Genomic DNA, 22948 nt, shown 5'->3' on the forward strand with positions numbered 1-22948 from the left:
ACAGTGGCTGCATGACTCGAGACATGTCTGGTGTGACCCGTGCGCAACACGGTCGCCCCGTGCACCACTGGCGGCGCGACCTGATCGAACTCGCCGCCCTGTTCACGGCCGTCGCGGTGGCGGACACCGTGGCGAACCTGATCGGGCACGGCCCCGACGGTACGGCGTTGCTGGTGATCTCGGCGATCGCCCTGGCGGCCACGGCGGGCTTCCACACCTGGTGGGCACGCCGCCACGGCCACGCGCCGCCGACGAGCGATACCGGCGCCCGGCCACTGGAAGGGGAGCCCGCCGGGCCGTCCGACCAGTCGGCGCCGGGCGCGGACCCCGTGGCCGGAGAGAGCACGCTGTGGCGGATGCGGACCACGGTGAAGGACGAGCCGGGCTCACTGGCCGCCCTCTGCGCGGCCCTCGCCGGGCACCGGGTGGACATCCTGAGCCTCCAGACCCATCCGCTGGCGCAGGGCACCGTCGACGAGTTCCTGCTGCGAGCCCCCGGGGCACTGGAGGGCTCCGAGCTCACGCGGGCCGTCTCGGAAGCCGGCGGTGCCGACACCTGGATCGAGCGGGCCGACGCCCACGACCTGGTGGACGCGCCGACCCGGGTGCTGGGCCTGGCCACCCGTACCGCGCTGGACGCGGCGGAACTGCCCCTGGCGCTGCGGCAGTTGCTCGGCCGGTGCACGATCCGATCGCTGCCGGCCATGCCGGTGGGCGGTGGCCGCGGGCCGGAGGGCGTGCCCGTCGAGGGAGTACTCGAGGAGACGGTGATGCGGTTGCGGGCCCCCGAAGGCGGAGTGATCACCGTGGAACGGCCGTATCTGCCGTTCACACCGACGGAGTTCGCCCGGGCCCGCGCCCTGGTCGAGCTGGATGCCCGGCTCGGACCGCGGATCCCGCCCGGCCAGGACCTGCTGACGCTGCCCGAGGGCCACGACATCACCGTGCGGCGGGCCGACACCGGTGATCTGGAGGCCGCGCGGGAGATGCACGAGCGGTGCTCCCCGCGGACGTTGAGCACGCGGTACCACGGGCCCGTCGGTGACGCCGACCGCTATCTCAACCACCTTCTCAGTCCCCGCTACGGCCGTACCCTCGCCGTACAGACCGCGTCGGGGCGGATCGTGGGGCTCGGGCACCTGCTGTGGGACGGGGACGAGACGGAGGTCGCGCTGCTCGTCGAGGACGCGTGGCAACGGCGGGGCATCGGGGGCGAGTTGCTGGAGCGGCTGGTCGCCATGGCGGCGGAGGCCGGGTGCGAGAGCGTGTACGCGGTGACGCAGTCGTCCAACACCGGGATGGTCGCGGCCATGCGCGGGCTGGGGCTCCCCCTCGACTACCAGATCGAGGAGGGCACCCTGGTGATCACCGCCCGACTCGACGCGCCGGTGGACGCCGAGCCCGCCCCCACGGCGGAACCGCAGGTCAATACAGCTCCGCGCCCCTGACGGAGCAGTCCAGCGCCGCATCCAGATCGCTCCAGAGATCCTCGGCGTCCTCCAGGCCCACCGACAGGCGCAGCAGCCGGTCGCCGACCCCGGCGTTCCTCCGGTCGTCCGCGTCCACGATGCGGTGGCTGATGGACGCCGGGTGCTGGATGAGGGTGTCGACGCTGCCGAGGCTCACCGCCGGGGTGATCAGCCGGACGCCCGCGATCACCTCGTGCGGGTCCCCGGCCACCTCGAAGCCGATCATGGCCCCGCCGATGCGCGGGTAGTGGACCCGGGTGACGCGGGGGTCGGCCGCGAGGCGCCGGACCAGTGCGGCCGCGTTCTCGGAGGCCGCCCGCACCCGGACGGGGAGGGTGGCGAGGCCGCGCAGCAGGAGGTAGCCGGCCAGCGGGTGCAGCACCCCGCCTGTGGCGAAGCGGATCTGCCGGAGCCGGCCCGCGAACTCCTCGTCGCAGGCCACTACGCCCGCCATCACGTCCCCGTGTCCTCCGAGGTACTTGGTGGCGCTGTGCAGGACCAGGCGGGCGCCGAGTTCCGCAGGGCGCTGGAGCACCGGAGTGGCGAAGGTGTTGTCGGCGAGGAGGGGCACGGAGCCGCAGGAGTGCGCCAGGGCCCGCAGGTCGATCTCCGCGAGGGTCGGGTTGGCGGGGGACTCCACCAGGACCAGTCCGGTGTCCGGGCGCAGCGCGTCGGCGACCCCCGCCGGGTCGGTCCAGGTGACCTCCGTGCCGAGGAGTCCGGTGTCGAGGAGATGGTCGCTGCACCCGTAGAGGGGGCGTACGGCGACGACGTGGCGCAGGCCCAGGGAGGCCCGTACGAGAAGGACCGCCGTGAGTGCGGCCATGCCGCTGGCGAAGGCGACCGCGGCCTCGGTGCCCTCCAGGCGGGCCAGCGCGGTCTCGAAGCGGGCGACGGTCGGGTTGCCGAGGCGGCCGTACACGGGCGGCCCGTCCGGTTCGGCTCCGGTGGTGGCGAAGGCGTCGATGCGGGCGGCCTCGTCGCGGCTGTCGTAGGACGGGTAGGTCGTCGACAGGTCGATGGGCGGGGCGTGCAGTCCCTGCCGGGCGAGGTCGTCGCGGCCGGCGTGGACAGCCTCGGTGGCCAGTGCTCTGAGCGGGGTACGGGACGCGGTGGGTGTGCGCGCTGAGTCCATGCCCGCCAGGGTGAACACCCACCGGCCCAGAGAGGCAGAACTCCGTGCTACGTTCGGCCGATGGCCGAATCAGTCGTACTGGATCCGGTGGACCTGCATCTGCTGCGGTTGCTTCAGAACGACGCACGGACCACCTATCGCGATCTCGCCGCCCAGGTCGGCGTCGCCCCGTCGACCTGTCTGGACCGGGTGGCCCGGCTGCGCCGCTGCGGGGTGATCCTGGGCCATCAGCTGCGGCTGGACCCGGCGAAGCTCGGCCGGGGGCTCGAGGCACTGCTGTCGGTGCAGGTCAGACCGCATCGGCGGGAGCTGGTGGGGCCGTTCGTGGAGCGGATCCGGGCGCTGCCGGAATCGCGGACCGTCTTCCATCTGACCGGCCCCGACGACTACCTCGTCCATGTGGCGGTCGCGGACATGACGGATCTCCAGCGGCTGGTCCTCGACGAGTTCACGGCCCATCGTGAAGTGGCCCGGGTGGAGACGCGGTTGATCTTCCAGCAGTGGGACTGCGGGCCGCTGCTGCCGCCTGCCACGCCGACAGCGGAATCGGGGTGACTCCCGCGCGGTCCACGTATGAGGATGGACCGCATGTCTGAGACCCAGATCCCGCTGCCCCGTCAGGTCGCCGACGCCTATGTCGACGAGCTCATCGCCCTCGATCCGGTCACCGGTACCTATCTCGGAGTGAAGGAGAGTTCGAGCAAGCTGCCCGACACCTCGCCGGCGGGCCAGGAGGCCCTCGCCCAGCTGCTGCGGGCCACCCTCGCCAAGCTCGACGAGGCCGAGCGGCAGCCCGGCGCGGACAGCGACATCGAACGCCGTTGCGGCCGGCTGCTGAGGGAACGGCTGACCGCCGAACTCGCCGTGCACGAGGCCGACGAGGGCCTGCGCGCGGTCGGCAACATGGCCACACCGCCGCACTCGGTCCGCGAGGTCTTCACGATCACCCCGAACCAGACCGACGAGGACTGGGCCGCGATCGCCGAGCGGCTGCGGGCCGTGCCGGCCGCGTTCGCCGGCTACCGCGAGTCCCTCGCGCTCGGTCTGGAGCGCAAGCTCTACGCGGCGCCACGCCCGACCGCCACCTTCCTCGCGCAGCTGACCGAGTGGGCGGACACCGACGGCAACGGCCGGGGCTGGTTCGAGGACTTCGCCGCGGCCGGACCCGAGTCGCTGCGCGCGGAGTTGGACGAGGCCGCCCGCGTCGCGACCGGCGCGGTGGTGGAGCTGCGCGACTGGATGCGGGACGTGTACGCGCCGACGATCGAGGGCGCCCCGAACACCGTGGGCCGGGAGCGGTACGCCCGCTGGGCACGCTACTTCAACGGCACCGACCTCGACCTCGACGAGGCGTACGCGTACGGCTGGTCCGAGTACCACCGGCTGCTCGCCGAGATGAAGCAGGAGGCCGAGAAGATCCTGCCCGGCGCCGAGACGCCCTGGGTGGCGCTCGCCCACCTCGACGAGCACGGCAAGCACATCGACGGCGTCGACGAGGTCCGCGACTGGCTCCAGGGTCTGATGGACCAGGCGATCGACTCGCTGGACGGCACCCACTTCGAACTCGCCGAGCGGGTGCGGAAGGTGGAGTCGTGCATCGCCCCGCCCGGTGGCGCGGCGGCTCCGTACTACACGGCCCCGTCGCCGGACTTCTCCCGCCCCGGCCGCACCTGGCTGCCGACGATGGGGCAGACCCGGTTCCCGGTCTACGACCTGGTCTCGACCTGGTACCACGAGGGCGTGCCGGGCCACCACCTCCAGCTCGCGCAGTGGGCGCACGTCGCCGACAACCTCTCCCGCTACCAGGCCTCGGTGGGCGGGGTGAGCGCCAACGCCGAGGGGTGGGCGCTGTACGCGGAGCGGCTGATGGACGAGCTGGGCTTCCTGACCGACCCCGAGCAGCGGCTGGGGTATCTCGACGCGCAGATGATGCGGGCAGCCCGGGTCATCGTCGACATCGGCATGCACCTGGAGCTGGAGATCCCGGCGGACTCCCCCTTCCACCCCGGCGAGCGCTGGACGCCCGAGCTGGCGCAGGAGTTCTTCGGCGCGCACAGCAGCCGTCCGGCGGACTTCGTGGAGAGCGAACTGACCCGCTACCTCACGATCCCCGGCCAGGCGATCGGCTACAAGCTCGGCGAGCGGGCCTGGCTGCTCGGCCGGGAGAAGGCGCGCGAGCGGCACGGCGACGCGTTCGACCTCAAGGCCTGGCACATGGCGGCGCTGTCGCAGGGCTCCCTCGGCCTGGACGACCTGGTGGACGAGCTGGCCCGGCTCTGACGCACCTGGCGAGGCGCATCCCGAGCAGTGGGGGTGCGCCTCGCGCGTGAACGATCGTCAGTGGGGCAGTGAGTCGATCAGTCGGTCGGGCAGTCAGTCGGGCAGTCGCCGCAACTGGACGAGCCCGAGCCAGGTCTCGGGACCGGGGCGCACGTTGGCCGCGCGGACCGTGTAGCGGCCGGGGGCGAGCGAGATCTTGAGGTGGTCGGTGGTGACCGAGTCGTTGCCGGGCCAGGCCGCGTCGAACAGGACGACCGGGCCAGGTACCGTCCAGCTCACCTCCTCCTCCCAGACGGCCGTGGCCAGGGCGGCGGGGACCTCGGCGAGGAGTTCGTCCTCGGAGTCGGCGGCGCACCACCGTACGAACGTGTCGTGGTCGGGGAGGTAGGAGGTCGAGGCGGGTTCGTCGCCGAGGACCAGGGCGGCGGCGTCCCCCACCGGCAACAGGCCGACACAGCCGTCGACTTCACAGGCCCGGTCGTAGTCGGAGGCGGTCTCGTCGCCGTCGGCGCCCGCCCAGAACGGCAGCACCGTCTCCGGCACCGCTATGAGCGGACCGCCGCCCGACTCCACCCACTCCACCGCGCCCGGCTCCGCGTATCGCACCATGGGCCAGAACCTACACGCAGCGGAATCCCAGGGTTGCACCTGCACAGGAACCCCACTGAATTCCGCGGGGCTCAGCAGCCGCGGCGCACGGTTCAGCAACTGCGGCGCACCGTTCAGCAGCCGCAGCGCACCGTTCAGCAGCCGCAGTCACCGCCGTCGGAGGGCGCGGTCAACGGGTCGGCGGGGCGCCGCTCGCGGCCCTCCCAGGTCTCGAACTCGAAGCCCTCGCGCACCCAGTACTCGAAGCCGCCGAGCATCTCCTTGACCTGGTAGCCGAGTTCGGCGAGGGCGAGGGCCGCGCGGGTGGCGCCGTTGCAGCCGGGGCCCCAGCAGTACGTCACCACCGGCACCGCCTTGTCGAGGAGTTGGCCGGCCTGCTCGGGGATGAGGGCGGTGGGCAGGTGGACAGCGCCGGGGACGTGGCCCTGGTCCCAGGCGGCGGTGGAGCGGGAGTCGAGGACGACGAAGCCCGGGTCCCCGCCGGCCCCGAGCGCGGCGGCGACGTCGGAGACGTCGGCGTGGAAGGCGAGGCTCGCGCGGAAGTGGGCCGCGGCCTCGGCCGGGGCGGCGGGGGCGACGCGCAGGACGGGGTTCACGGTGAGGGTGTCGGTTGTCGTCATGGCAGGAAATCTACGGTCCATGATCGCGGCCGGGAAGTGGGATTCCCCGGCGTGAACCTTGCTCCGCCGGGGAATCCCCTGCTATCTCTCGGGCATGACCGCGTATTCCCCGGACGCCACCGACTGGCGGATCCTCGATGTCCTCCAGCGGGAGGGCCGGGCCAGTTTCGCCGAGCTCGCCCGGGCCGTCTCGATGTCCGCGAGCGCGGTCACCGAGCGGGTGCGGCGGCTGGAGGAGGCGGGCGTCATCCAGGGGTACGCCGCCGTCGTGGACCCCGAACGGCTCGGCCTGCCGATCCTGGCGTTCGTCCGGCTGCGCTACCCGACCGGCAACTACAAGCCCTTCCACGACCTGGTCGCCGTGACGCCCGAGATCCTGGAGGCGCATCACGTCACCGGCGACGACTGTTTCGTCATCAAGGTCGCCGCCCGCTCGATGCGCCATCTGGAGGAGGTGTCGGGCCGGCTCGGCACGCTGGGCTCGGTGACCACGAGCGTGGTGTACTCCTCGCCGCTTCCGCGACGGCCGCTGGGCCGCTGAACCCCGACCCGCAGGCGCCGGCCTCAGCCCCCGCCCCGCTGTCTCAGCACCGACCCCGACCGCCCCTTGACGACCTCCAGCTGCGCGTGGATGCGCCGCCGCAGATCCGCCACGTGGCTCACGATGCCGACACTGCGGTCGCGTTCCCGCAGTGCGTCCAGGACGTCGAGGACCTCGTCCAGCGTCTGGTCGTCGAGGCTGCCGAAGCCCTCGTCGATGAAGAGGGTGTCGAGCCGGACCCCGCCCGCCTCGTCGGTGACGACGTCCGCGAGGCCGAGGGCGAGGGCGAGCGAGGCGAAGAAGGTCTCGCCGCCCGACAGCGTGGACGTGTCCCGCTCCCGCCCGGTCCAGGCGTCGACCACGTGCAGCCCCAGACCGCTGCGCCCGCGCCCGCTGCGGTCGTCGGAGTGGACGAGGGTGTAGCGGCCGGACGACATGCGCTGGAGGCGGACGGTCGCGGCGGCCGCCACCTGCTCCAGGCGGGCCGCGAGCACATAGGACTCCAGACGCATCTTGCGTTCGTTGTCCGCGGAGGTGCCGGCGGCGAGCGCGGAGAGCCGGGCCACCCGGTCGTACTCCTCACGCAGGGGAGCCAGCCGCCTGAGGCCGCCGGCTGCGCGGGCGGAGAGCCGGTCGAGCTCGGCGCAGCGCCGGGCGGCGGCGTCCCGCGCGGAGGCGGCCTCCCGGACCCGGCCGGCCGCGTCGGCCGCGGCCCGCTCGGCCCCGGTCACGTCGGCGTCCGGCTGCCGGGCCGCCTCGGCGGTGTCGGTCTCGGCGAGTACGGCCCGGACGGCGGCCTCCTCGGCCTGCCAGGCGTCCAGCCGGTGCTGGAGGTCGCGGTGGGCCGCGTCGTCGAGGAGGGCGGCGGCCGCGGCCGCCGGGGTGTCGAAACCGGCCCGGAAGGCGGCGTCGGCCAGCCGGGCGTCGGCGTCCTTGAGCCGCTGGGCGGTGTCCTCGGCGACGCGCGCGGTGTCGGCGGCGTCGGTGAGCAGCGCGGCCTGCCGCTCCAGCTGCGCGGCGCGCACGGCCACGCTGCCGGCCTCGCCGCGCGCCTCGGCCAACTCCGCTTCCAGAGCGGTCCGTTCCCGGTCCAGCGCGTCCCGGCGGGCGCCGCGCGAGGCGGTGCGTACGGCGGCCTCGCGCTGCGCGGTCAGGCGTCGCTCGCGTTCCCGCTCGGCCTGGCGCAGCTGTTCCGTCGCGGTGTGCAGCGCCGAGGCGAGGCCGCGCGCCTGGGTGTACTCGCGCTCCAACTCCTCGACCTGGACGGCGAGTTCCTCGGTGGAGGTGTCACCGGCCTCGCCCTGGGCGGCGGCCAGAGCCCGCTGCACGAAGGCGAGGCGCCGCTCGGCCTCGGCGCGCTGTTCGTCGGCGCGCTGGGAGGCGGCCAGGGCGCGCTCCTCGGTCTCCCGGTCGACGTGCCCTGCGTCCTTGCGGGCGGGCGCCGGATGCTCGGTGGCCCCGCAGACCGCGCACGGTGCACCCTCGGTGAGCTGTGCGGCCAGTTCGGCGGCGATGCCGTTCAGCCGCTGTTCCTTCACCTCCAGCCACTCGGCGCGGGCCTTCAGGGCGCGCTCGGTGGCCTCGATCACCTGCCGCTGGGCGCCGTCGGTGTCCCGGGCGAACTCGTCGCGCTGCCGGGCGGCGGCGAGCCGCTTGCGGGCGGGTTCCCGCTGCACGGCGAGCTGTTCGGCGCGGGTGGCCGCCTCCTGGGCCGACTCCACGTCCTGCTGGAGTCCGGCGCGGGACTCCTCCCAGCCGGCGAGCCAGGTCTCGGCCTCCTGAAGGACGTCCTCGTCGGACCGCTCCTCGTGCTCCAGATCGGCCCGCTCCGCGACCAGTTGACCGAGCCGCTGCTCGGCGCGCCGGGCGGCGTCCAGCCCGCCCAGCTCCTCGGCGGACCGGCGTGCGGCGCTCGCGAGTCCGGCGGCACCGGCTTCCGCGAAGGTCTCCGGCAGCAGCCCCCGCGCGCGTGCCTCGGCCGCGGCGGCCCGCCGGTGCTCGGCCTCGGCTGCCTCCCGCAGCTCCAGCGCGGGCGCCACCGCCTCCGCCTTGCGCGCCCGCTCCATCCGGGCCTGCGCCTGGTGGTAGCCGTCGGCGCGCTCCTCCAGCAGGGCGGCACGCTCGCGTGCCTGGGCGAACCGCCCCTGCAACCGGTCGAGTTCGCGTACATCGGCCAGGTCGCGCTCGGCGGCGGCCTGACGCGACTCGGCGGCGGCGAGCCGGCAGTGGGCGATCGTCAGCTGTTCACGGGCGGTGGCGCGGGCGACGGCGGCAGCGCTCAGGACGGCCTCGGCCAGCCCCGGCTCTCCGGGGGCGAGCTCGGGCAGCTCCATGGCGTCACCGGCGGCCTGCTGCATGCGGTGCGCGTCGGCCAGCAGGGCGGCGTCCCCCTCCCGCACCTGCGCCTCGGCCGTGCGGCGCCGCTCCGCCAGCCGCTTCTCGACCTCGGCGAAGCGATGGGTGTCGAAGAGCCGGCCCAGCAGCTTGCCGCGCGCTTCGGCGTCGGCCCGCAGGAAGCGTGCGAAGTCGCCCTGGGGCAACAGCACGACCTGGCAGAACTGCTCACGGCTCATGCCGAGCAGCTGGGTGATCTCCTCGCCGATCTCCTGGTGGGACCGGCTCAGGTCCTTCCAGCTCCCGGCCGTGCCGTCGTACTCGCGCAGCCAGCTCTGCGCCTTGTCGAGCGTCGAGCCTGAGCCGCGCTTCTTGGGGCGCTCCCAGGGCGGCTGCCGGGTGATCTCCAACCGCCGTCCGGCCACGGTGAGTTCCAGCGTCACCGACGTGCGGGTGGCCGCGGCGGCGTGGTCGCTGCGCAGGGTCAGTCCCTGACCGCTCTGCCGGGCGCCCGGTACCGCGCCGTAGAGCGCGTAGCAGACCCCGTCGAGCACGGAGGTCTTGCCGGCGCCCGTCGGTCCGTGCAGCAGGAACAGCCCGGCGGCCGAGAGTTCGTCGAAGTCGACCGTCTGGGAGCCGCCGAAGGGTCCGAAGGCGGTGAGGTCGAGCCGGTGCAGCCTCACCGCGCCACCTCCCGGACGGACTCGTCGGCGCGCACGGTGTCGAACGCGTCACGCAGCACGGCCTGTTCCCGCTCGTCGGGTCCGGCGCCGCGCACATGGGCCACGAAGTCCTCCGCGATCTCCTGGTCGCTGCGGCCGGCCAGCCGCCGCGCGTACGACACGTCGGGGTCGTCGGGCGCGCGCTCGGGGGCGAAGACGAGGCTGAGGGTGTGCGGGAACCGCTCGGTGAGGCGGGCCATCGGTTCGGCCGGGCGGACCGGGTCCGTGAGGGTGGCCTCGACCCAGGCCTCCTCCTGGTGCACGAGCCGGGGATCGGCGAGCAGCTCCTCCAGCGTCCCGCGGATGCGGGCCAGCGCGCGCGGTACGGGGCAGTCGACGCGCTCGGCGCTGATCGCGCCCTCGGCGTCCAGGTCGATCAGCCACATGCTCTTGCGGTGGTCGGCCTCCGAGAAGGAGTACGGCAGCGGGGAGCCGGAGTAGCGCACGCGCTCGGTGATGGTCTGGCTGCCGTGCAGGTGACCGAGGGCGGTGTAGTCGACCCCGTCGAAGACGCCCGCGGGGACGGCGGCCACTCCCCCGACGGTGATGTCCCGCTCGCTGTCGCTGGCCTCGCCGCCAGTGACGAAGGCGTGGGCCAGGACGACGGACCGGGTGCCCGGCGCGCGGGTGGCGAGGTCGGCACGGACGCGGTCCATGGCGGCGGCGAGCACGCTCTCGTGCCCGGTCTTCGCCACGCCGAACTCGTCCTTCACCAGGGCGGGTTCGAGATAGGGAAGTCCGTAGAACGCCACGTCACCGTAGGCATCGCCGAGCACCACCGGTGTGCCGCACGCGGCGGGCTCGGTCCGCAGATGGATACCGGCGCGCCCGATCAGTCCCGCGCCGACTCCCAGGCGGCGGGCCGAGTCGTGGTTCCCGGAGATCATCACGGTGGGCACGCCGAGGTCGGCGAGGCGGTGCAGCGCGTCGTCGAACAGCTCGACCGCGGCGAGCGGCGGCACCGCGCGGTCGTACACGTCTCCCGACACGACCACCGCGTCCACCGCGCGCTCCCGCACGGTCGTGACGAGGTGACCGATGAACTCGGCCTGGGCCCCGAGCAGGGAGACCCGGTGGAAGGCCCGGCCGAGATGCCAGTCGGAAGTGTGCAACAGCCTCATGATCCCCGACCCTAACGGCCGGGTCTGACATCACGTGCGGTTACTCCCGTATCGACCCGTCATGACCACACTGCGACAGGCCCGTTATGCCCGAAAAGCACAACTAGGCGTCCCCGTACGCCTCTCCCCCGAGTTCCAGCCCCGCCGTCCCCGCGGTCGCGTCCGCGAGCCACCCCCGGAACGCCTCCACGTCCGCGTCCGGCAGCCCGATCTCGATCGTGACCGCCTCGCCGTAGCGGACGTCGCGCACCTCGCGGCCGGTCGAGCGCAGGTCGTTCTCCACCTTGCCGGCGCGCTGGTGGTCGACGGTGACGGTGGCGAGGCGGAAGCGGCGGCGGGTGAGGGTGCCGAGGGTGTCCAGGGCCTCGCCGACCGCGCCGCCGTACGCCCTGATGAGGCCGCCCGCGCCGAGCTTGACGCCGCCGTAGTAGCGGGTGACGACGGCGACGACGTAGCGCATGTCGCGGCGGAGCAGCATCTGGAGCATGGGGACACCGGCGGTGCCGCCGGGTTCGCCGTCGTCGCTCGCCTTCTGGATCGCGGCGTCGGCGCCGATGACGTACGCGAAGCAGTGGTGACTGGCGTCGGCGTGCTCCTTGCGGACCCCGGCGATGAAGTCCTGCGCCTCCTGCTCGGTGGCGACGGGGGCGAGCGCGCACAGAAAACGCGACCGATTGACCTCGACCTCATGCACACCCACGCGGGCCACGGTGCGGTACTCGTCCTGCATCCGGCCAGCCTAGTCCGTGCCCGAAGACGGCCCCGCGCCCGTCGGGAGGTGGTGGCCGGCATCCTCAGGGCCGGGTCACTTCCTGCCCCGCGCCACCATCACGGACGTGAGCAGCGCCGCGCCCGGGTCCAGGGATCGCCAGGTCGCCCCGTGCCAGGCCAGTACCGCGATCGCCGCGGTCGGGAACTTCAGGCGCACCTCCTCCAGCGAGTCGTCGAGGCCGTCGCCGGCCAGGGTCAGGATCAGTTCCTCCAGGCCGGGGTTGTGTCCGACGAGCAGCAGCGTCACCACCTCGGGCGGTGTGCCGCGGACGGCTGCCAGCAGCTCGGGTACGTCGGCGCCGTACAGCTCCGGGTCGAAACGGACCGGCGGTGGGCTCCCCCACTGCGCGGACGCCAGTTCCCAGGTGTGCCGGGCGCGGACCGCCGTGGAGCACAGGGCGAGGTCGGGGAGCAGGTCGGACGCGGCGAGGACACGGCCCGCCTCCGGCGCGTCCCGGTGTCCGCGCGGCCCGAGCGGCCGCTCGTGGTCGGCGACCCCCTCGGGCCAGGCGGACTTGGCGTGTCTGAGGACGACCAGTCGGCGCAGCGGGCCCGCTCCGGCGCGTTCGATCATGACGGGCACCCCAGGTCACGGGCGAGTTCGAGGCCGAGCAGCCGGTCCGCGTAGACGTACGTCTCGAACCGGGCACCTTCCGGAAGCTCCGACTCCTCGACCCACGTCAGCACGCGCAGTACTTCGGGTACGTCCAAGTCGTCCTCCCAGGCGGTGCGGAGCCGTCCGCGCACCTCGTCGGGGACGGGCCGGGACGGCTGCCGCGCCCACGCGGCGACGGCCCGACGCCAGCGTACGAGGGTCTCCCGGGCCCGGCCCAGGGCGCTCTCGTCGAGCCGCACGGGTGTGTTCCGGGGCGGGGTGAGCAGGGCGAGCCGGAGCACGGTGGGGTCGGTGCCCGCCACATCGGCCAGGGTCTCGACGGGTGCGACGCCGACCCGTACGCCGTCCGGCGTCGCGCCGCCCTCCCCCACCACATGGATGACCTGCGACTCGCCCCACGCGGGGCCGACGTCCGCCGCGTCCTCGAAGGGCCGGACACCGAGGTCGGCGGCGCCGGCGTGCAGTTCGGCCCGGTCGCGGTCCGCCGTAAGCAGCGCCCACACGGGGGTGCCGCCGAGTTCCAGGGCCCGCAGGAGGACGTCGGCGACGAGCAGGACGCGGAGCCCGGAGGCGTCGTGGCCCGGTACATGGGCCTCGACTCGGGTCAGGCCCCTGCGGGCGGGGACGGCGTCGACGGGCTCGCCGTTTCGGGCGTCGATGATGCGCAGCACGGGGCGAGCGTAGGCGGACGGCGGGCTCGGCGCGGGCGACTGGCGCGGATTGCTTACTTGGAACGTCATTCGGCCGGGCCGGGATCGATCGAGGAGCCGGGCCAGGACCGACCGCGGAGCCAAGCCGGGAACGGCCGAGGAATCACCGCGCCCCGCGCACTGTTGTGCGCCACAGCGACCGCACCGACTTCAAGGAGACCCCGCGTGTACGGCGACCCGGCAACGATCCGCAAGATCCTCACCGAGCTCGGTGACACCTGGGCCGTCGTGGGCCTGTCCTCGAACCAGCGGCGCGCTGCGTACGGGGTGGCCGGTGTCCTCCAGCGCTACGGCAAGCGCATCGTGCCGGTGCACCCGAAGGCGGAGACGGTGCACGGCGAGCAGGGCTACCCCTCCCTGGCGGCGATCCCGTTCGACGTCGACGTGGTCGACGTGTTCGTCAACAGCGACCTCGCAGGACCGGTCGCCGACGAGGCGGTCGCCAAGGGCGCCAAGGCCGTGTGGTTCCAACTGGACGTCATGGACGAGTCCGCGTACGCCCGCACCCGCGCCGCCGGTCTGGAGATGGTCATGGACAGGTGCCCGGCCATCGAGATCCCCCGCCTGGGCTGATTCCGATTTCCCTCTCCTTCCTTCTCGAATTCCTGAAACGCTCGCAATAAAATTGCCGTAAGCAAGTCAAATATGCGACAACCTCCTTTAACCCAAAGGCTGTTGATTCGTAACCTGAGGCCCCTCACACAGCAAATGTGTGTATTTCGTGAGAGGCCCCCTAGATTATGGTAAGCGTCGATTCAGCACCTGGAATTAAGGGGACGCCGGGCAGCAGCCTGCGGCGGGACATAGGGCTGATCGGGCTCATGTGGGCCTCGGTCGGTTCCATCATCGGCTCGGGCTGGCTGTACGGCGCGCAGGAGGCGGTCGTCGTGGCCGGCCCCGCCGCCGTGATCTCGTGGGTCATCGGCGCGGTGGCCATCGTGCTGCTCGCCCTCGTCCACGCGGAACTCGGTGGAATGTTCCCGGTGGCGGGCGGCACCGCCCGATATCCCCATTACGCCTTCGGCGGTCTCGCCGGAATGTCGTTCGGCTGGTTCTCCTGGCTCCAGGCGGCGACCGTCGCGCCGATCGAGGTCGAGGCGATGATCGGTTATGCCGGTCACTGGTCGTGGGCTCAGGGATTCCAGCACGCCGACAAGACGCTCACCACGAGCGGATTCCTCGTCGCCATCGTCCTGATGGCCGTCTTCGTGGTCGTCAACTTCCTTGGCGTGAGGGTGCTCGCGCACACCAACAGCGCCGCCACCTGGTGGAAGATCGCGGTGCCCCTGGGGGCCATCTTCATCATCGCGGTCGGCAACTTCCACCCGGGCAACTTCCACTCCGAGGGCTTCGCGCCGTTCGGTGCCAAGGGTGTGCTGAGCGCGATCAGCACCAGCGGCATCATCTTCGCCCTGCTGGGCTTCGAGCAGGCGATCCAGCTGGCGGGCGAGAGCCGCAACCCGCAGCGTGACCTGCCGCGCGCGACCATCGGCTCGGTCGCCATCGGCGCGGTCATCTACGTGCTGCTCCAAATCGTGTTCATCGGCGCGCTGCCGCACAGCACCTTCGCGCACGGCTGGGCGAAGCTCGACTACGCCGGGATCAGCGGCCCCTGGGCAGGTCTCGCGACCCTGGTGGGACTCGGCTGGCTGAGCGTGGTGCTCTACCTGGACGCCGTGATCTCTCCGGGCGGCACCGGTCTCATCTACACGACCGCCACCTCCCGGGTCTCCTACGGCCTGTCCAAGAACGGTTACGCGCCCAAGCTGTTCGAGCGCACCGACGACCGGGGCGTGCCGTGGTTCGGCCTCGTCATCTCCTTCGTGACCGGCGTGGTCTGCTTCCTGCCCTTCCCGAGCTGGCAGCAGCTGGTCAGCTTCATCACCTCGGCGAGCGTCCTGATGTACGCGGGCGCCCCGCTGGCGTACGGCGTCTTCAGCGACCGGCTGCCCCGCTACGAGCGCCCCTACCGGCTGCCCGCGGGCTCGATCCTGTCCCCCGTGTCCTTCGTGGTCGCCAACCTCATCATCTACTGGGCGGGTTGGCACACCCTCTGGCGGCTCGGCATCGCGATCGTGCTGGGCTATGTGCTGCTCGGCGGCTACGCCTGGTACGCCGTCGCCAAGCGGCTGCCGGACGCGCCCCGCATGGACTGGAAGGCCGCCCAGTGGCTGCCGGTCTACCTGGTGGGCATGGGTCTGATCTCCTGGCAGGGCGGTTTCGGCGGCTCGGGCCGAATCGCCCTGTGGTGGGACATCCTGCTGATCGCGGCGTTCTCCCTGGCGATCTACTACTGGGCCCGCGCCACCGCGTCCCCGGCGGCGCAGATCGAGCGCAGCATCCAGGAGGTCGTCGTCACGGACGCCCCCGCGCACTGACAGCCGGGGGCAGGGGGGAGCGGGCCGGATGCCTCCGCGCGTGGAGGCATCCGGCCCGCACACCCGTGCCACCGGTGTGGCGGTCACTGCGTGGCCGGCCCACCGGGGCGTCGACATAATGGCCCGGTGACCTCCCATCCCAACTCCGTTGCCGCACAGCGTTTTCCGGTCGTCGTCGTCGGCGCCGGACCCGCCGGACTGACGGTCGGCAACATCCTGCGGGCCGCGGACGTGGACTGCCTCGTCCTGGAGGCGGAGACCCGGGCGTTCATCGAACAGCGGCCGCGGGCAGGGGTCATCGAGGAGTGGGCCGTCCGCGGTCTGGAGCGGCGCGGTCTCGCCAACACCCTGCTGGAGCGCGCCCAGTTGCACACCGAGTGCGAGTTCCGCTTCGCCGGCGACCGCTTCCGCTTCTCCTACGGTGAGCTGACGGGACAGCACCACTTCGTCTATCCGCAACCGCTGTTGGTGACGGACCTGGTGCGCGAGTACGCCGACGTGCGGGGCGGCGAGATCCGCTTCGGCGTCCAGGACATCGAGCTCCACGACCTGGAGTCGCCCCGGCCCTCCGTGTCGTACACCGATACGGAAACCGGTCAACGACACGTGGTGGAGTGCGAGTTCGTGGCGGGCTGCGACGGGGCGCGCGGGGTGACCCGTACGGTCCTGCCGCCGACCACGACCGTCTCGCGGCACGACTACGGCGTCGGCTGGCTGGCGTTGCTCGCCGAGGCGCCGCCGTCCTCCGACTGCGTCCTGTTCGGCATCCATCCGCACGGCTTCGCCGGGCACATGGCCCGCAGCCCCGAGGTCACGCGCTACTACCTGGAGTGCCCACCCGGCGACGACCCGGAGAACTGGTCCCACGAACGCGTGTGGAGCGAACTCCAGTCACGCCTGCGCGCGGACGGCACCGCGCCGCTCACCGAGGGACGGCTGATCGAGAAGCGCGTCCTCGACATGCACAACTACGTCGTGGAACCCATGACGTCGGGCCGGCTCTTCCTCGCCGGCGACGCCGCCCACCTGACCGCGCCGATCGCGGCGAAGGGCATGAACCTCGCCCTGCACGACGCCTTCCTGCTCGGCGACGCGCTCGTCGCCTACCTCGGCAAGGGCGACGGCAGCGGCCTCGACGGCTACTCGGAGACCTGTCTGCGGCGCGTGTGGGACTACCAGGAGTTCTCCCAGTGGCTCTCGGAGGTCTACCACGGCCCCTCCTCGGGCGACGAGTACCGCGCGGGCACCACCTTCGCCCGCCTCCGCCGCCTGTTCACCTCCCCCGCGGCGGCGGCCGCGTTCGCGGAGCAGTACCTCGGTACGGCGTCCGCGTACTGAACCGCCGGCCCCGGCCGGGCCGTCAGTCGTGCACCGGCCGGTCGTTGAGCCGGTGGTCGGCCACGTTCAGCGCCTCGTCCAGCAGTCGGCGCAGATGGCCGTCGCGCAGGGAGTAGATCACCCGGCGCCCCTCCTTCCGCGTGTTCACCAGTCCGGCGAGCCGGAGCCGCGCGAGGTGCTGACTGACGGCCGGCCGGGCCGCCCCGACCGCCTCCGTGAGCGTCGTGACATCGGCCTCCGACCTGGTCAGCGCGTGCAGCAGGATGAGACGGGTGCGGTCGCCCAGCAGGGCGAGGATCTCGGCGGCGAGGGCGAACTGCTCCTCGCCCGGGGTACGCGGATGCGCGGCGCCCGGCGTACGCGGATGCGCATCGTGCGCAGGTGATAGGTGCATGCGTGCGCTCATACGCACATAATGGCTTCGTGGGCTCGTCACGTCCACCGCCGCGCGCATCGGAAGGGGCATCACGTGAGCCATCACGACCACCGTCACGGGCATCCGCACGAGCACGGGCGCCCCGACGGCCATCACGGACATCCGCACGATCACGCGCGCCCCGGCGTCCCTCACAGACATCCGCACGAGCACACGCGCCCCGGCATCCGCCACCGGCTCGGCCACCTCCTCACCCCGCACTCCCACGAGACCGCCGACAAGCTCGACTCCGCGCTGGAGTCCTCGGCACGCGGCATGCGCGCCCTGTGGGTCTCGCTGGCGGTGCTGGGTGTGACGGCCCTGGCGCAGGCGGTCGTGGTGGTCGTGTCCGGGTCCGTCGCCCTCCTCGGCGACACCGTGCACAACGCGGCGGACGCGCTGACCGCCGTCCCGCTGGGCATCGCCTTCGTGCTGGGCCGGCGCGCGGCCACCCGGCGCTTCACCTACGGCTACGGCCGCGCCGAGGATCTCGCGGGCATCGCGATCGTGCTGACCATCGCGGCGAGCGCGGCCTTCGCGGGCTGGGCCGCGGTCGACCGGCTGCTGGACCCGCGTCCGGTCGCCCATGTCCCGGCGGTCGCGGTGGCCGCGCTGCTGGGCTTCGCGGGCAACGAGTGGGTGGCCCGCTACCGCATCCGGGTGGGCCGGGACATCGGCTCGGCGGCGCTGGTCGCGGACGGACTGCACGCCCGCACCGACGGGTTCACCTCCCTCGCCGTGCTCATCGGCGCGGGCGGCTCCGCCCTCGGCTGGCAACTCGCCGACCCGATCGTGGGGTTGGCGATCACGGCCGCGATCGCCCTCGTCCTGCGGGACGCGGCACGCGAGGTGTTCCGGCGGGTGATGGACGCCGTCGATCCGGCCCTGGTCGACCGCGCCGAGAGCGCGCTGCGGACGGTCGAAGGCGTGCGTGCAGTGGGCGAGTTGAGGCTGCGCTGGATCGGGCACCGGCTGCGCGCGGAGGTGGCGGTCGTGGTGGACGGCGAGATGACGGTACGTCAGTCGCACGCCGTCGCCGTCGAGGCCGAGCACGCCCTGCTGCACGCCGTGCCCCGCCTCACCGCCGCGTTGGTGCACGCGGATCCGGCCCCGGTCCCGGGCGAGACGGACCCGCACCACGCCCTGGCCCACCACGCTCCGGCCCGGTGACGGGCAGGCCGACGCTCCGGCCCGGCCCGGTGAACGGGGCGCAAGCGCCGGCCCGAAGGCGGGACAGGCCCACGCTCCCGCCCGGCCCGACGAGCGGGGGCCGCCCTCCGGGCCGATGACGGGGCAGCCCCACGCTCCGGCCCGGTGACGCACCAAGGCCGACCCTCCGACCCGGTGAACGGGAGGCAGGGTCGGCAGCGGGTCAGGCCCCGTGAGACGTCAGGCCGCACCCAAGGCCGGCGCAGGGCAGGCTCAAGGCCGGCGCAGACCAGGCCCCCTGAGGCGTCACGCCACGCCCAGCCCCTCCAGCACCACCGCGCCCGGCAGTTCGGCGAACGCCTTCCCCGGCACCAGCAGCTTCCCGCGCCGACGCCCGCTGCCGACGAGGACATAAGGCAGGTCCACGACGGCCGGATCGACCAACAGCGGCCAGTCGGCCGGGAGTCCGAGCGGGGTGATGCCGCCGTACTCCATGCCGGTCTCCCCGGTGGCCGTGTCCATCGAGGCGAACGAGGCCTTCCGGGCGCCCAGTTGGCGGCGGACGACGCCGTTGACGTCGACGCGGGCGGTGGAGAGCACCACGCACGCCGCGAGCGTGGTCTCGCCGCCGCGCCTGCCCGCGACGACCACACAGTTCGCCGACCGCTCCAGGAGCTCACGGCCGTAGTGCTCCACGAAGACGGCCGTGTCCGCCCAGCGGGGGTCGGTGTCGACGTACACGATCTGCTCGGCGGGGACGCTGCCGCTCCAGTGGCGTACGGCGTCGGCGACCGGGCGGGTCAGTTCGTCGAGGGCGTCGGGGGCGGGGGTGGCGTGGTCGAAGTGTCCGAGGGGCGCGTCCATGGCGGCACGCTAACAGGCGCTCAGGACACGGCCGGGACCGAGACCGCCAGCATCCAGCGGGCCGGGACGTCGCCCTGATTGGCGTACACGTGCTCGGCATTGGCCTCGAAGGTGACGCTCGCCCCGGCGGGCACCCGGTGCTCGACGCCGTCGACGGTCAGGGTCATCTCGCCCTCCGTGACGTGCAGGATCTCCACGGTGCCGACGGGGTGCGGATCCGACCGGCTGTTCTCGCCCGGCATCATCAGCCACTCCCACATCTCCAGCGGGCCGGGGGCCTCCGCGCCCGCGAGGAGCCGGCTCCAGCTGCCGGCCTCCGTGCTCCACAGCCGGACCACCTGCTCGGGCGGGACGACCCGCACCCTGGGTCCCTGCTCGTAGTCGAGCAGGGTGGTGATGCTGATGCCGAGCGCGTCGCCGATCTTCACGACAGTGCCGAGGCTGGGGTTGGTGCGGGCCTGCTCGATCTGGATCAGCATGCCGCGGCTGACTCCGGCCCGGGCGGCGAGCGTGTCCAGGGTGAAGCCGCGGTCGGTCCGCCAGCGCTTGACGTTGCGCGCGAGGGACTGGGTCAGCAGGTCGAGGTCCGACACGTCACGTCCAATATTCTGTATGACACGGTACAACTGAATGAACTACGGTGGAGTGCACCCGATGCACCCGATCGTTCACCGAACTGTACTGCGAGGCACCCCGTGACGGCATTCTTCGCCCTGGCCACCAGCCTGCTCTGGGGTCTGGCCGATTTCGGCGGCGGGGTGCTGACCCGACGGCTCCCGGCGCTCACGGTGGTGGTCGTCTCGCAGGCGGTCGCGGCAGTCGTGCTCGGCGCGATCGTGGTGGCCACGGGCGGCTGGAGCGAGGCCGGACCGCGCCTCTGGTTCGCCCTCGCCGCGGGCCTGGTGGGCCCCGTCGCCCTGATCTGCTTCTACAAGGCGCTCGCGCTGGGTCCGATGGGGGTCGTCTCCCCGCTGGGCACACTGGGCGTGGCGGTCCCGGTCGGCGTCGGCCTCTTCCTGGGCGAACGGCCCGGGCTGGTACAGGTCGCGGGGATCGCCGTAGCCGTCACCGGGGTCGTCCTGGCCGGCGGCCCCCAGTTGCGGGGCGCTCCGGTGCAGCGCCGGGCGATCGTCCTGTCCCTGGTCGCGGCTCTGGGCTTCGGCACGGTGTTCGCCCTGATCGCGGAGGCGTCCGCCACCGTCACCGGCCTGTTCCTGGCCCTGTTCGTCCAGCGCGTGGTCAATGTGGCGGTGGGCGGCGCCGCACTGTACGTCTCGGTCCGCCGGGGCACCCCCGCCCTCCCGGACACCGGCTTCCCCTGGCGGTCCCTCCCCGCACTGGCCTTCGTCGGCCTGGCGGACGTGGCGGCCAACGGCACGTACGCGGTCGCCGCCCAGCACGGCCCGGTGACCGTGGCCGCGGTACTGGCCTCCCTCTACCCGGTGGTGACGGCCCTGGCAGCCCGGGGCTTCCTCAGAGAACGACTGAGGACCCTCCAGGCGACGGGGGCGGGCCTGGCACTGGTGGGCACGCTGCTCCTGGCAACGGGGTAGAGCAGGGAAGCGATGTGGCCCTGGTGGGGCGCGCTGCTCTGCCCATCGGGCTGACACTGCACCCACCAGGGGCGCGGGGAACTGCGCGACAAGCCCCCACTCACCCGCAGCCGCCGGACACGCGAACCCGGCACCCCCATGGGCGCTCAGTCCAGCTCAGCCAACCTCGCCACAGCCGCCTCGTCCAACCCCGCCAACGCACTCAACCCCTCCGCCGTAGCCCCCGGAGGGATCGGTACCGGCGCCGGTGTCCGAAGCGGCGGCTGCCAGCCCTCCTCCGCCGTCCATCGCCGTACGACTCGGGCGGGCGCCCCCGCCACCACGGCATGGTCCGGCACCTCACCCCGGACCACCGCCCCTGCGGCGACCACGACGTTCCGTCCGATCCGTGCGCCGGGCAGGATCACCGCCCCGGTCCCGATCCAGCACCCCGGCCCGATCTCGACCGGCTCCATCCGCGGCCACTGCTTGCCGATGGGCTCGTGGGGATCGTCGTAGGAGTGATTCGTCGAGGTCACGTAGACGTAGGGCCCGAAGTAGCAGTCGCTGCCGATGGTCACCGTGGTGTCGGCGATGACATGGCTGCCGCGCCCCAGCACGACCCCGTCGCCGATGCGCAGGATCGGTGCCGGGCCGAGGTCGAGGTCGGGCATGAGGCCCGCGGTCAGGGTGACCTGCTCGCCGACGATGCAGTGGGAGCCGACATGGATCCACGGCTCACCGAAGACCGTGCCGAGCGGAAAGGCCAGCCGGCTGTGCGCCCCCAGCGCGCCGAAGCGGAGGCGTCCGGGGCGCTCGGCGGTGACGGAGCCGGCGCGCTGCACCCAGGCCCAGCCCGCGTGGACAGCGCGCTGTGCGAGGCGGCCCCGCCAGGATGAGAACGTGTTCTTGCTTTTCGGCACGAGGTCACCGTACTGAGCGCACGGCGCCCGGATGAGAGGCGGGGCTTGTGATCTTCGCCCCACCGGGTGGCGTACGGTTCGGGATATCCCGAACCAGGAGGCGACATGGCGCACAAGGCTTTGATCACGGGCATCGGCGGAAAGGAACCGGCCATCGACGAAGCGGCCTTCGTGGCGCCCACGGCGTCGGTGATCGGGGACGTGACGCTTCGGGCCGGGGCCAGCCTCTGGTACGGCGCGGTGGCCCGCGGCGACGTAGAACGCATCTCAGTCGGCGCCCAGAGCAACATCCAGGACAACTGCACGCTCCACGCCGACCCCGGCTTCCCCGTCACGATCGGCGAGCGCGTGTCCGTCGGCCACAACGCCGTCGTGCACGGCGCGACGGTCGAGGACGACTGCCTGATCGGCATGGGCGCCACCGTCCTCAACGGCGCGGTGATCGGCGCGGGTTCCCTGGTGGCGGCCCAGGCCCTGGTGCCGCAGGGCATGCGGGTGCCGCCGGGCTCACTGGTGGCGGGCGTGCCCGCGAAGGTCCGGCGGGAGCTGACGGAGGAGGAGCGTCAGGGGGTCACCCTGAACGGGACCCTGTACGCCGACCTGGCCAAGGCCCACGACGAGGTGCACGAGACGTCGTGAGGATCAGGCAGGCGCCGCGACGGCCCTGAGGATCAGTCCGCGGCCGGGACGGTCTCCGGCTCCGCCGCCTGCTTCTGGGCCTCCGCCGTCGCCGTGGCCTTGGCCGCCTTGCGCCTGAGCACCAGCATCGAGGTGAGCCCGATCAGGACGGCGAGCACCAGCCCCAGCCACGAGAACTTCTTCAGCCAGGACTCCGCGACGATCCCGACGTAGTAGATGACGGCCGTCGTGCCGCCCGCCCAGACGATTCCGCCGAGCACGTTGGCGATCAGGAACTTCCAGTACGGCATCCGCAGCACACCGGCGAGCGGGCCCGCGAAGATGCGCAGCAGGGCGACGAAGCGGCCGAAGAACACCGCCCACATGCCCCACTTCTCGAAGGACCGCTCCGCCGTGGCGACATGGCCCTCGCTGAAGTGCCTGGGGAACTTGTTGCCGAGCCAGGCGAGCAGCGGCCGTCCGCCCTTGCGGCCGATGGCGTAGCCGATGGAGTCGCCGACGACCGCCCCGACGCTGGCGCACGCGCCGAGCACCACCGGGTTGATCCCGGCGTGCTGTGAGGACAGCAGCGCGGCCGAGACCAGGATGATCTCGCCGGGCAGCGGAATGCCCAGGCTCTCCAGGCCGATGACCAGGCCCACCAGGGCGTAGACGGCGGCCGGGGGCACGGTGTCGAGCCATTCCTGGACGTGCAACGCCGGTTCCTCCTGAGTCGCGTTCGGGCCTCGCCAGGTACCGGCGTGCCCCGTGGCAGCCTACCGGCTCACGTGAACCACCGTCCG

Annotated in this window: 23 protein-coding genes; 10 read left to right on the forward strand and 13 right to left on the reverse strand. The window is 72.8% G+C overall.

Annotation, left to right across the window (positions count from 1 at the left end):
* Positions 1-59 precede the first annotated feature (59 nt).
* On the forward strand, positions 60-1448 hold the full coding sequence (locus AQJ54_RS25330) for a GNAT family N-acetyltransferase (protein ID WP_062241173.1): 1389 nt from the start codon (positions 60-62) through the stop codon (positions 1446-1448).
* On the opposite strand, the gene AQJ54_RS25335 is transcribed toward AQJ54_RS25330, so the two are convergent.
* A complete protein-coding gene (locus tag AQJ54_RS25335; RefSeq protein WP_062241360.1) occupies positions 1426-2604 on the reverse strand; it encodes a trans-sulfuration enzyme family protein in 1179 nt (392 codons plus the stop codon). The genes AQJ54_RS25330 and AQJ54_RS25335 overlap by 23 nt on opposite strands.
* Before the next feature lie 60 nt (positions 2605-2664).
* On the opposite strand from AQJ54_RS25335, the gene AQJ54_RS25340 reads away from it, so the two are divergent.
* Positions 2665-3159 (forward strand): Lrp/AsnC family transcriptional regulator, encoded by a 495-nt coding sequence (locus tag AQJ54_RS25340; RefSeq protein WP_028810110.1) that lies wholly within the window; start codon positions 2665-2667, stop codon positions 3157-3159.
* Between the two features lie 33 nt (positions 3160-3192).
* On the forward strand, positions 3193-4884 hold the full coding sequence (locus tag AQJ54_RS25345) for a DUF885 domain-containing protein (protein ID WP_062026587.1): 1692 nt from the start codon (positions 3193-3195) through the stop codon (positions 4882-4884).
* A gap of 93 nt (positions 4885-4977) precedes the next feature.
* On the opposite strand, the gene AQJ54_RS25350 is transcribed toward AQJ54_RS25345, so the two are convergent.
* Both AQJ54_RS25350 and AQJ54_RS25355 read right to left on the reverse strand, forming a co-directional pair.
* Positions 4978-5493, reverse strand: a complete 516-nt coding sequence (locus AQJ54_RS25350) for an immunity 21 family protein (protein WP_062241175.1) — start codon at positions 5491-5493, stop codon at positions 4978-4980.
* Between the two features lie 134 nt (positions 5494-5627).
* Positions 5628-6113: a rhodanese-like domain-containing protein gene (locus AQJ54_RS25355; protein ID WP_062026187.1), complete on the reverse strand. Its 486-nt coding sequence runs from the start codon at positions 6111-6113 to the stop codon at positions 5628-5630.
* Between the two features lie 94 nt (positions 6114-6207).
* Between AQJ54_RS25355 and AQJ54_RS25360 the strand changes: the two genes are divergently transcribed.
* Complete coding sequence (locus AQJ54_RS25360) at positions 6208-6654, forward strand: Lrp/AsnC family transcriptional regulator (RefSeq protein ID WP_062241177.1); 447 nt, start codon at positions 6208-6210, stop codon at positions 6652-6654.
* 23 nt (positions 6655-6677) lie between these two features.
* Here the strand turns inward: AQJ54_RS25360 and AQJ54_RS25365 are convergent, their stop codons facing one another.
* The 5 genes from AQJ54_RS25365 to AQJ54_RS25385 all read right to left on the reverse strand — a co-directional run bounded on the left by AQJ54_RS25365 (position 6678) and on the right by AQJ54_RS25385 (position 12889).
* Positions 6678-9671 carry an AAA family ATPase gene (locus AQJ54_RS25365; protein WP_062241178.1) on the reverse strand — a complete coding sequence of 998 codons (2994 nt, stop codon included), beginning with the start codon at positions 9669-9671 and terminating at the stop codon, positions 6678-6680.
* Positions 9668-10831, reverse strand: a complete 1164-nt coding sequence (locus tag AQJ54_RS25370) for an exonuclease SbcCD subunit D (RefSeq protein WP_062026184.1) — start codon at positions 10829-10831, stop codon at positions 9668-9670. Before AQJ54_RS25370 ends, AQJ54_RS25365 begins: the two co-directional genes overlap by 4 nt.
* 103 nt (positions 10832-10934) lie before the next feature.
* Positions 10935-11561: a YigZ family protein gene (locus AQJ54_RS25375; protein WP_062026183.1), complete on the reverse strand. Its 627-nt coding sequence runs from the start codon at positions 11559-11561 to the stop codon at positions 10935-10937.
* Positions 11562-11636: 75 nt separating this feature from the next.
* Positions 11637-12176 (reverse strand): SixA phosphatase family protein, encoded by a 540-nt coding sequence (locus AQJ54_RS25380; protein WP_062241362.1) that lies wholly within the window; start codon positions 12174-12176, stop codon positions 11637-11639.
* A complete protein-coding gene (locus AQJ54_RS25385) occupies positions 12173-12889 on the reverse strand; it encodes a hypothetical protein (protein ID WP_062241179.1) in 717 nt (238 codons plus the stop codon). The genes AQJ54_RS25380 and AQJ54_RS25385 overlap by 4 nt, the downstream gene beginning before the upstream one ends.
* Positions 12890-13093: 204 nt before the next feature.
* On the opposite strand from AQJ54_RS25385, the gene AQJ54_RS25390 reads away from it, so the two are divergent.
* The 3 genes from AQJ54_RS25390 (at position 13094) to AQJ54_RS25400 (ending at position 16644) form a co-directional block, all read left to right on the forward strand.
* Positions 13094-13501 (forward strand): CoA-binding protein, encoded by a 408-nt coding sequence (locus AQJ54_RS25390; protein WP_062241180.1) that lies wholly within the window; start codon positions 13094-13096, stop codon positions 13499-13501.
* A gap of 167 nt (positions 13502-13668) precedes the next feature.
* On the forward strand, positions 13669-15306 hold the full coding sequence (locus AQJ54_RS25395) for an APC family permease (RefSeq protein WP_062241181.1): 1638 nt from the start codon (positions 13669-13671) through the stop codon (positions 15304-15306).
* 126 nt (positions 15307-15432) lie between these two features.
* Positions 15433-16644: a 4-hydroxybenzoate 3-monooxygenase gene (locus AQJ54_RS25400; protein WP_062241182.1), complete on the forward strand. Its 1212-nt coding sequence runs from the start codon at positions 15433-15435 to the stop codon at positions 16642-16644.
* 22 nt (positions 16645-16666) lie between these two features.
* Here the strand turns inward: AQJ54_RS25400 and AQJ54_RS25405 are convergent, their stop codons facing one another.
* Entirely contained in the window at positions 16667-17050 is a 384-nt protein-coding gene (locus tag AQJ54_RS25405; RefSeq protein WP_062026585.1) for an ArsR/SmtB family transcription factor, read from the reverse strand.
* 9 nt (positions 17051-17059) lie between these two features.
* Here AQJ54_RS25405 and AQJ54_RS25410 point away from each other — a divergent pair, with 9 nt between their 5' ends.
* Positions 17060-18229, forward strand: coding sequence for a cation diffusion facilitator family transporter (locus tag AQJ54_RS25410; RefSeq protein WP_062241183.1), 1170 nt, complete (start codon positions 17060-17062; stop codon positions 18227-18229).
* A gap of 285 nt (positions 18230-18514) precedes the next feature.
* Here AQJ54_RS25410 and AQJ54_RS25415 read toward each other — a convergent pair whose 3' ends face one another.
* Both AQJ54_RS25415 and AQJ54_RS25420 read right to left on the reverse strand, forming a co-directional pair.
* Positions 18515-19072 (reverse strand): YbaK/EbsC family protein, encoded by a 558-nt coding sequence (locus AQJ54_RS25415; RefSeq protein WP_062026177.1) that lies wholly within the window; start codon positions 19070-19072, stop codon positions 18515-18517.
* A gap of 20 nt (positions 19073-19092) precedes the next feature.
* Positions 19093-19665, reverse strand: coding sequence for a helix-turn-helix domain-containing protein (locus AQJ54_RS25420; RefSeq protein ID WP_062026176.1), 573 nt, complete (start codon positions 19663-19665; stop codon positions 19093-19095).
* Between the two features lie 102 nt (positions 19666-19767).
* Here AQJ54_RS25420 and AQJ54_RS25425 point away from each other — a divergent pair, with 102 nt between their 5' ends.
* Positions 19768-20625: an EamA family transporter gene (locus AQJ54_RS25425; RefSeq protein ID WP_062241184.1), complete on the forward strand. Its 858-nt coding sequence runs from the start codon at positions 19768-19770 to the stop codon at positions 20623-20625.
* Positions 20626-20771: 146 nt separating this feature from the next.
* Here AQJ54_RS25425 and AQJ54_RS25430 read toward each other — a convergent pair whose 3' ends face one another.
* A complete protein-coding gene (locus AQJ54_RS25430; RefSeq protein WP_062241186.1) occupies positions 20772-21527 on the reverse strand; it encodes an acyltransferase in 756 nt (251 codons plus the stop codon).
* A gap of 105 nt (positions 21528-21632) precedes the next feature.
* Here AQJ54_RS25430 and AQJ54_RS25435 point away from each other — a divergent pair, with 105 nt between their 5' ends.
* On the forward strand, positions 21633-22166 hold the full coding sequence (locus AQJ54_RS25435) for a gamma carbonic anhydrase family protein (RefSeq protein WP_062026174.1): 534 nt from the start codon (positions 21633-21635) through the stop codon (positions 22164-22166).
* 32 nt (positions 22167-22198) lie between these two features.
* Here the strand turns inward: AQJ54_RS25435 and AQJ54_RS25440 are convergent, their stop codons facing one another.
* Positions 22199-22861, reverse strand: a complete 663-nt coding sequence (locus AQJ54_RS25440) for a DedA family protein (RefSeq protein WP_062026173.1) — start codon at positions 22859-22861, stop codon at positions 22199-22201.
* Positions 22862-22948: the final 87 nt, after the last annotated feature.

Origin of the sequence: Streptomyces griseorubiginosus, assembly GCF_001514195.1 — a bacterium.
Lineage (GTDB): Bacteria > Actinomycetota > Actinomycetes > Streptomycetales > Streptomycetaceae > Streptomyces > Streptomyces griseorubiginosus.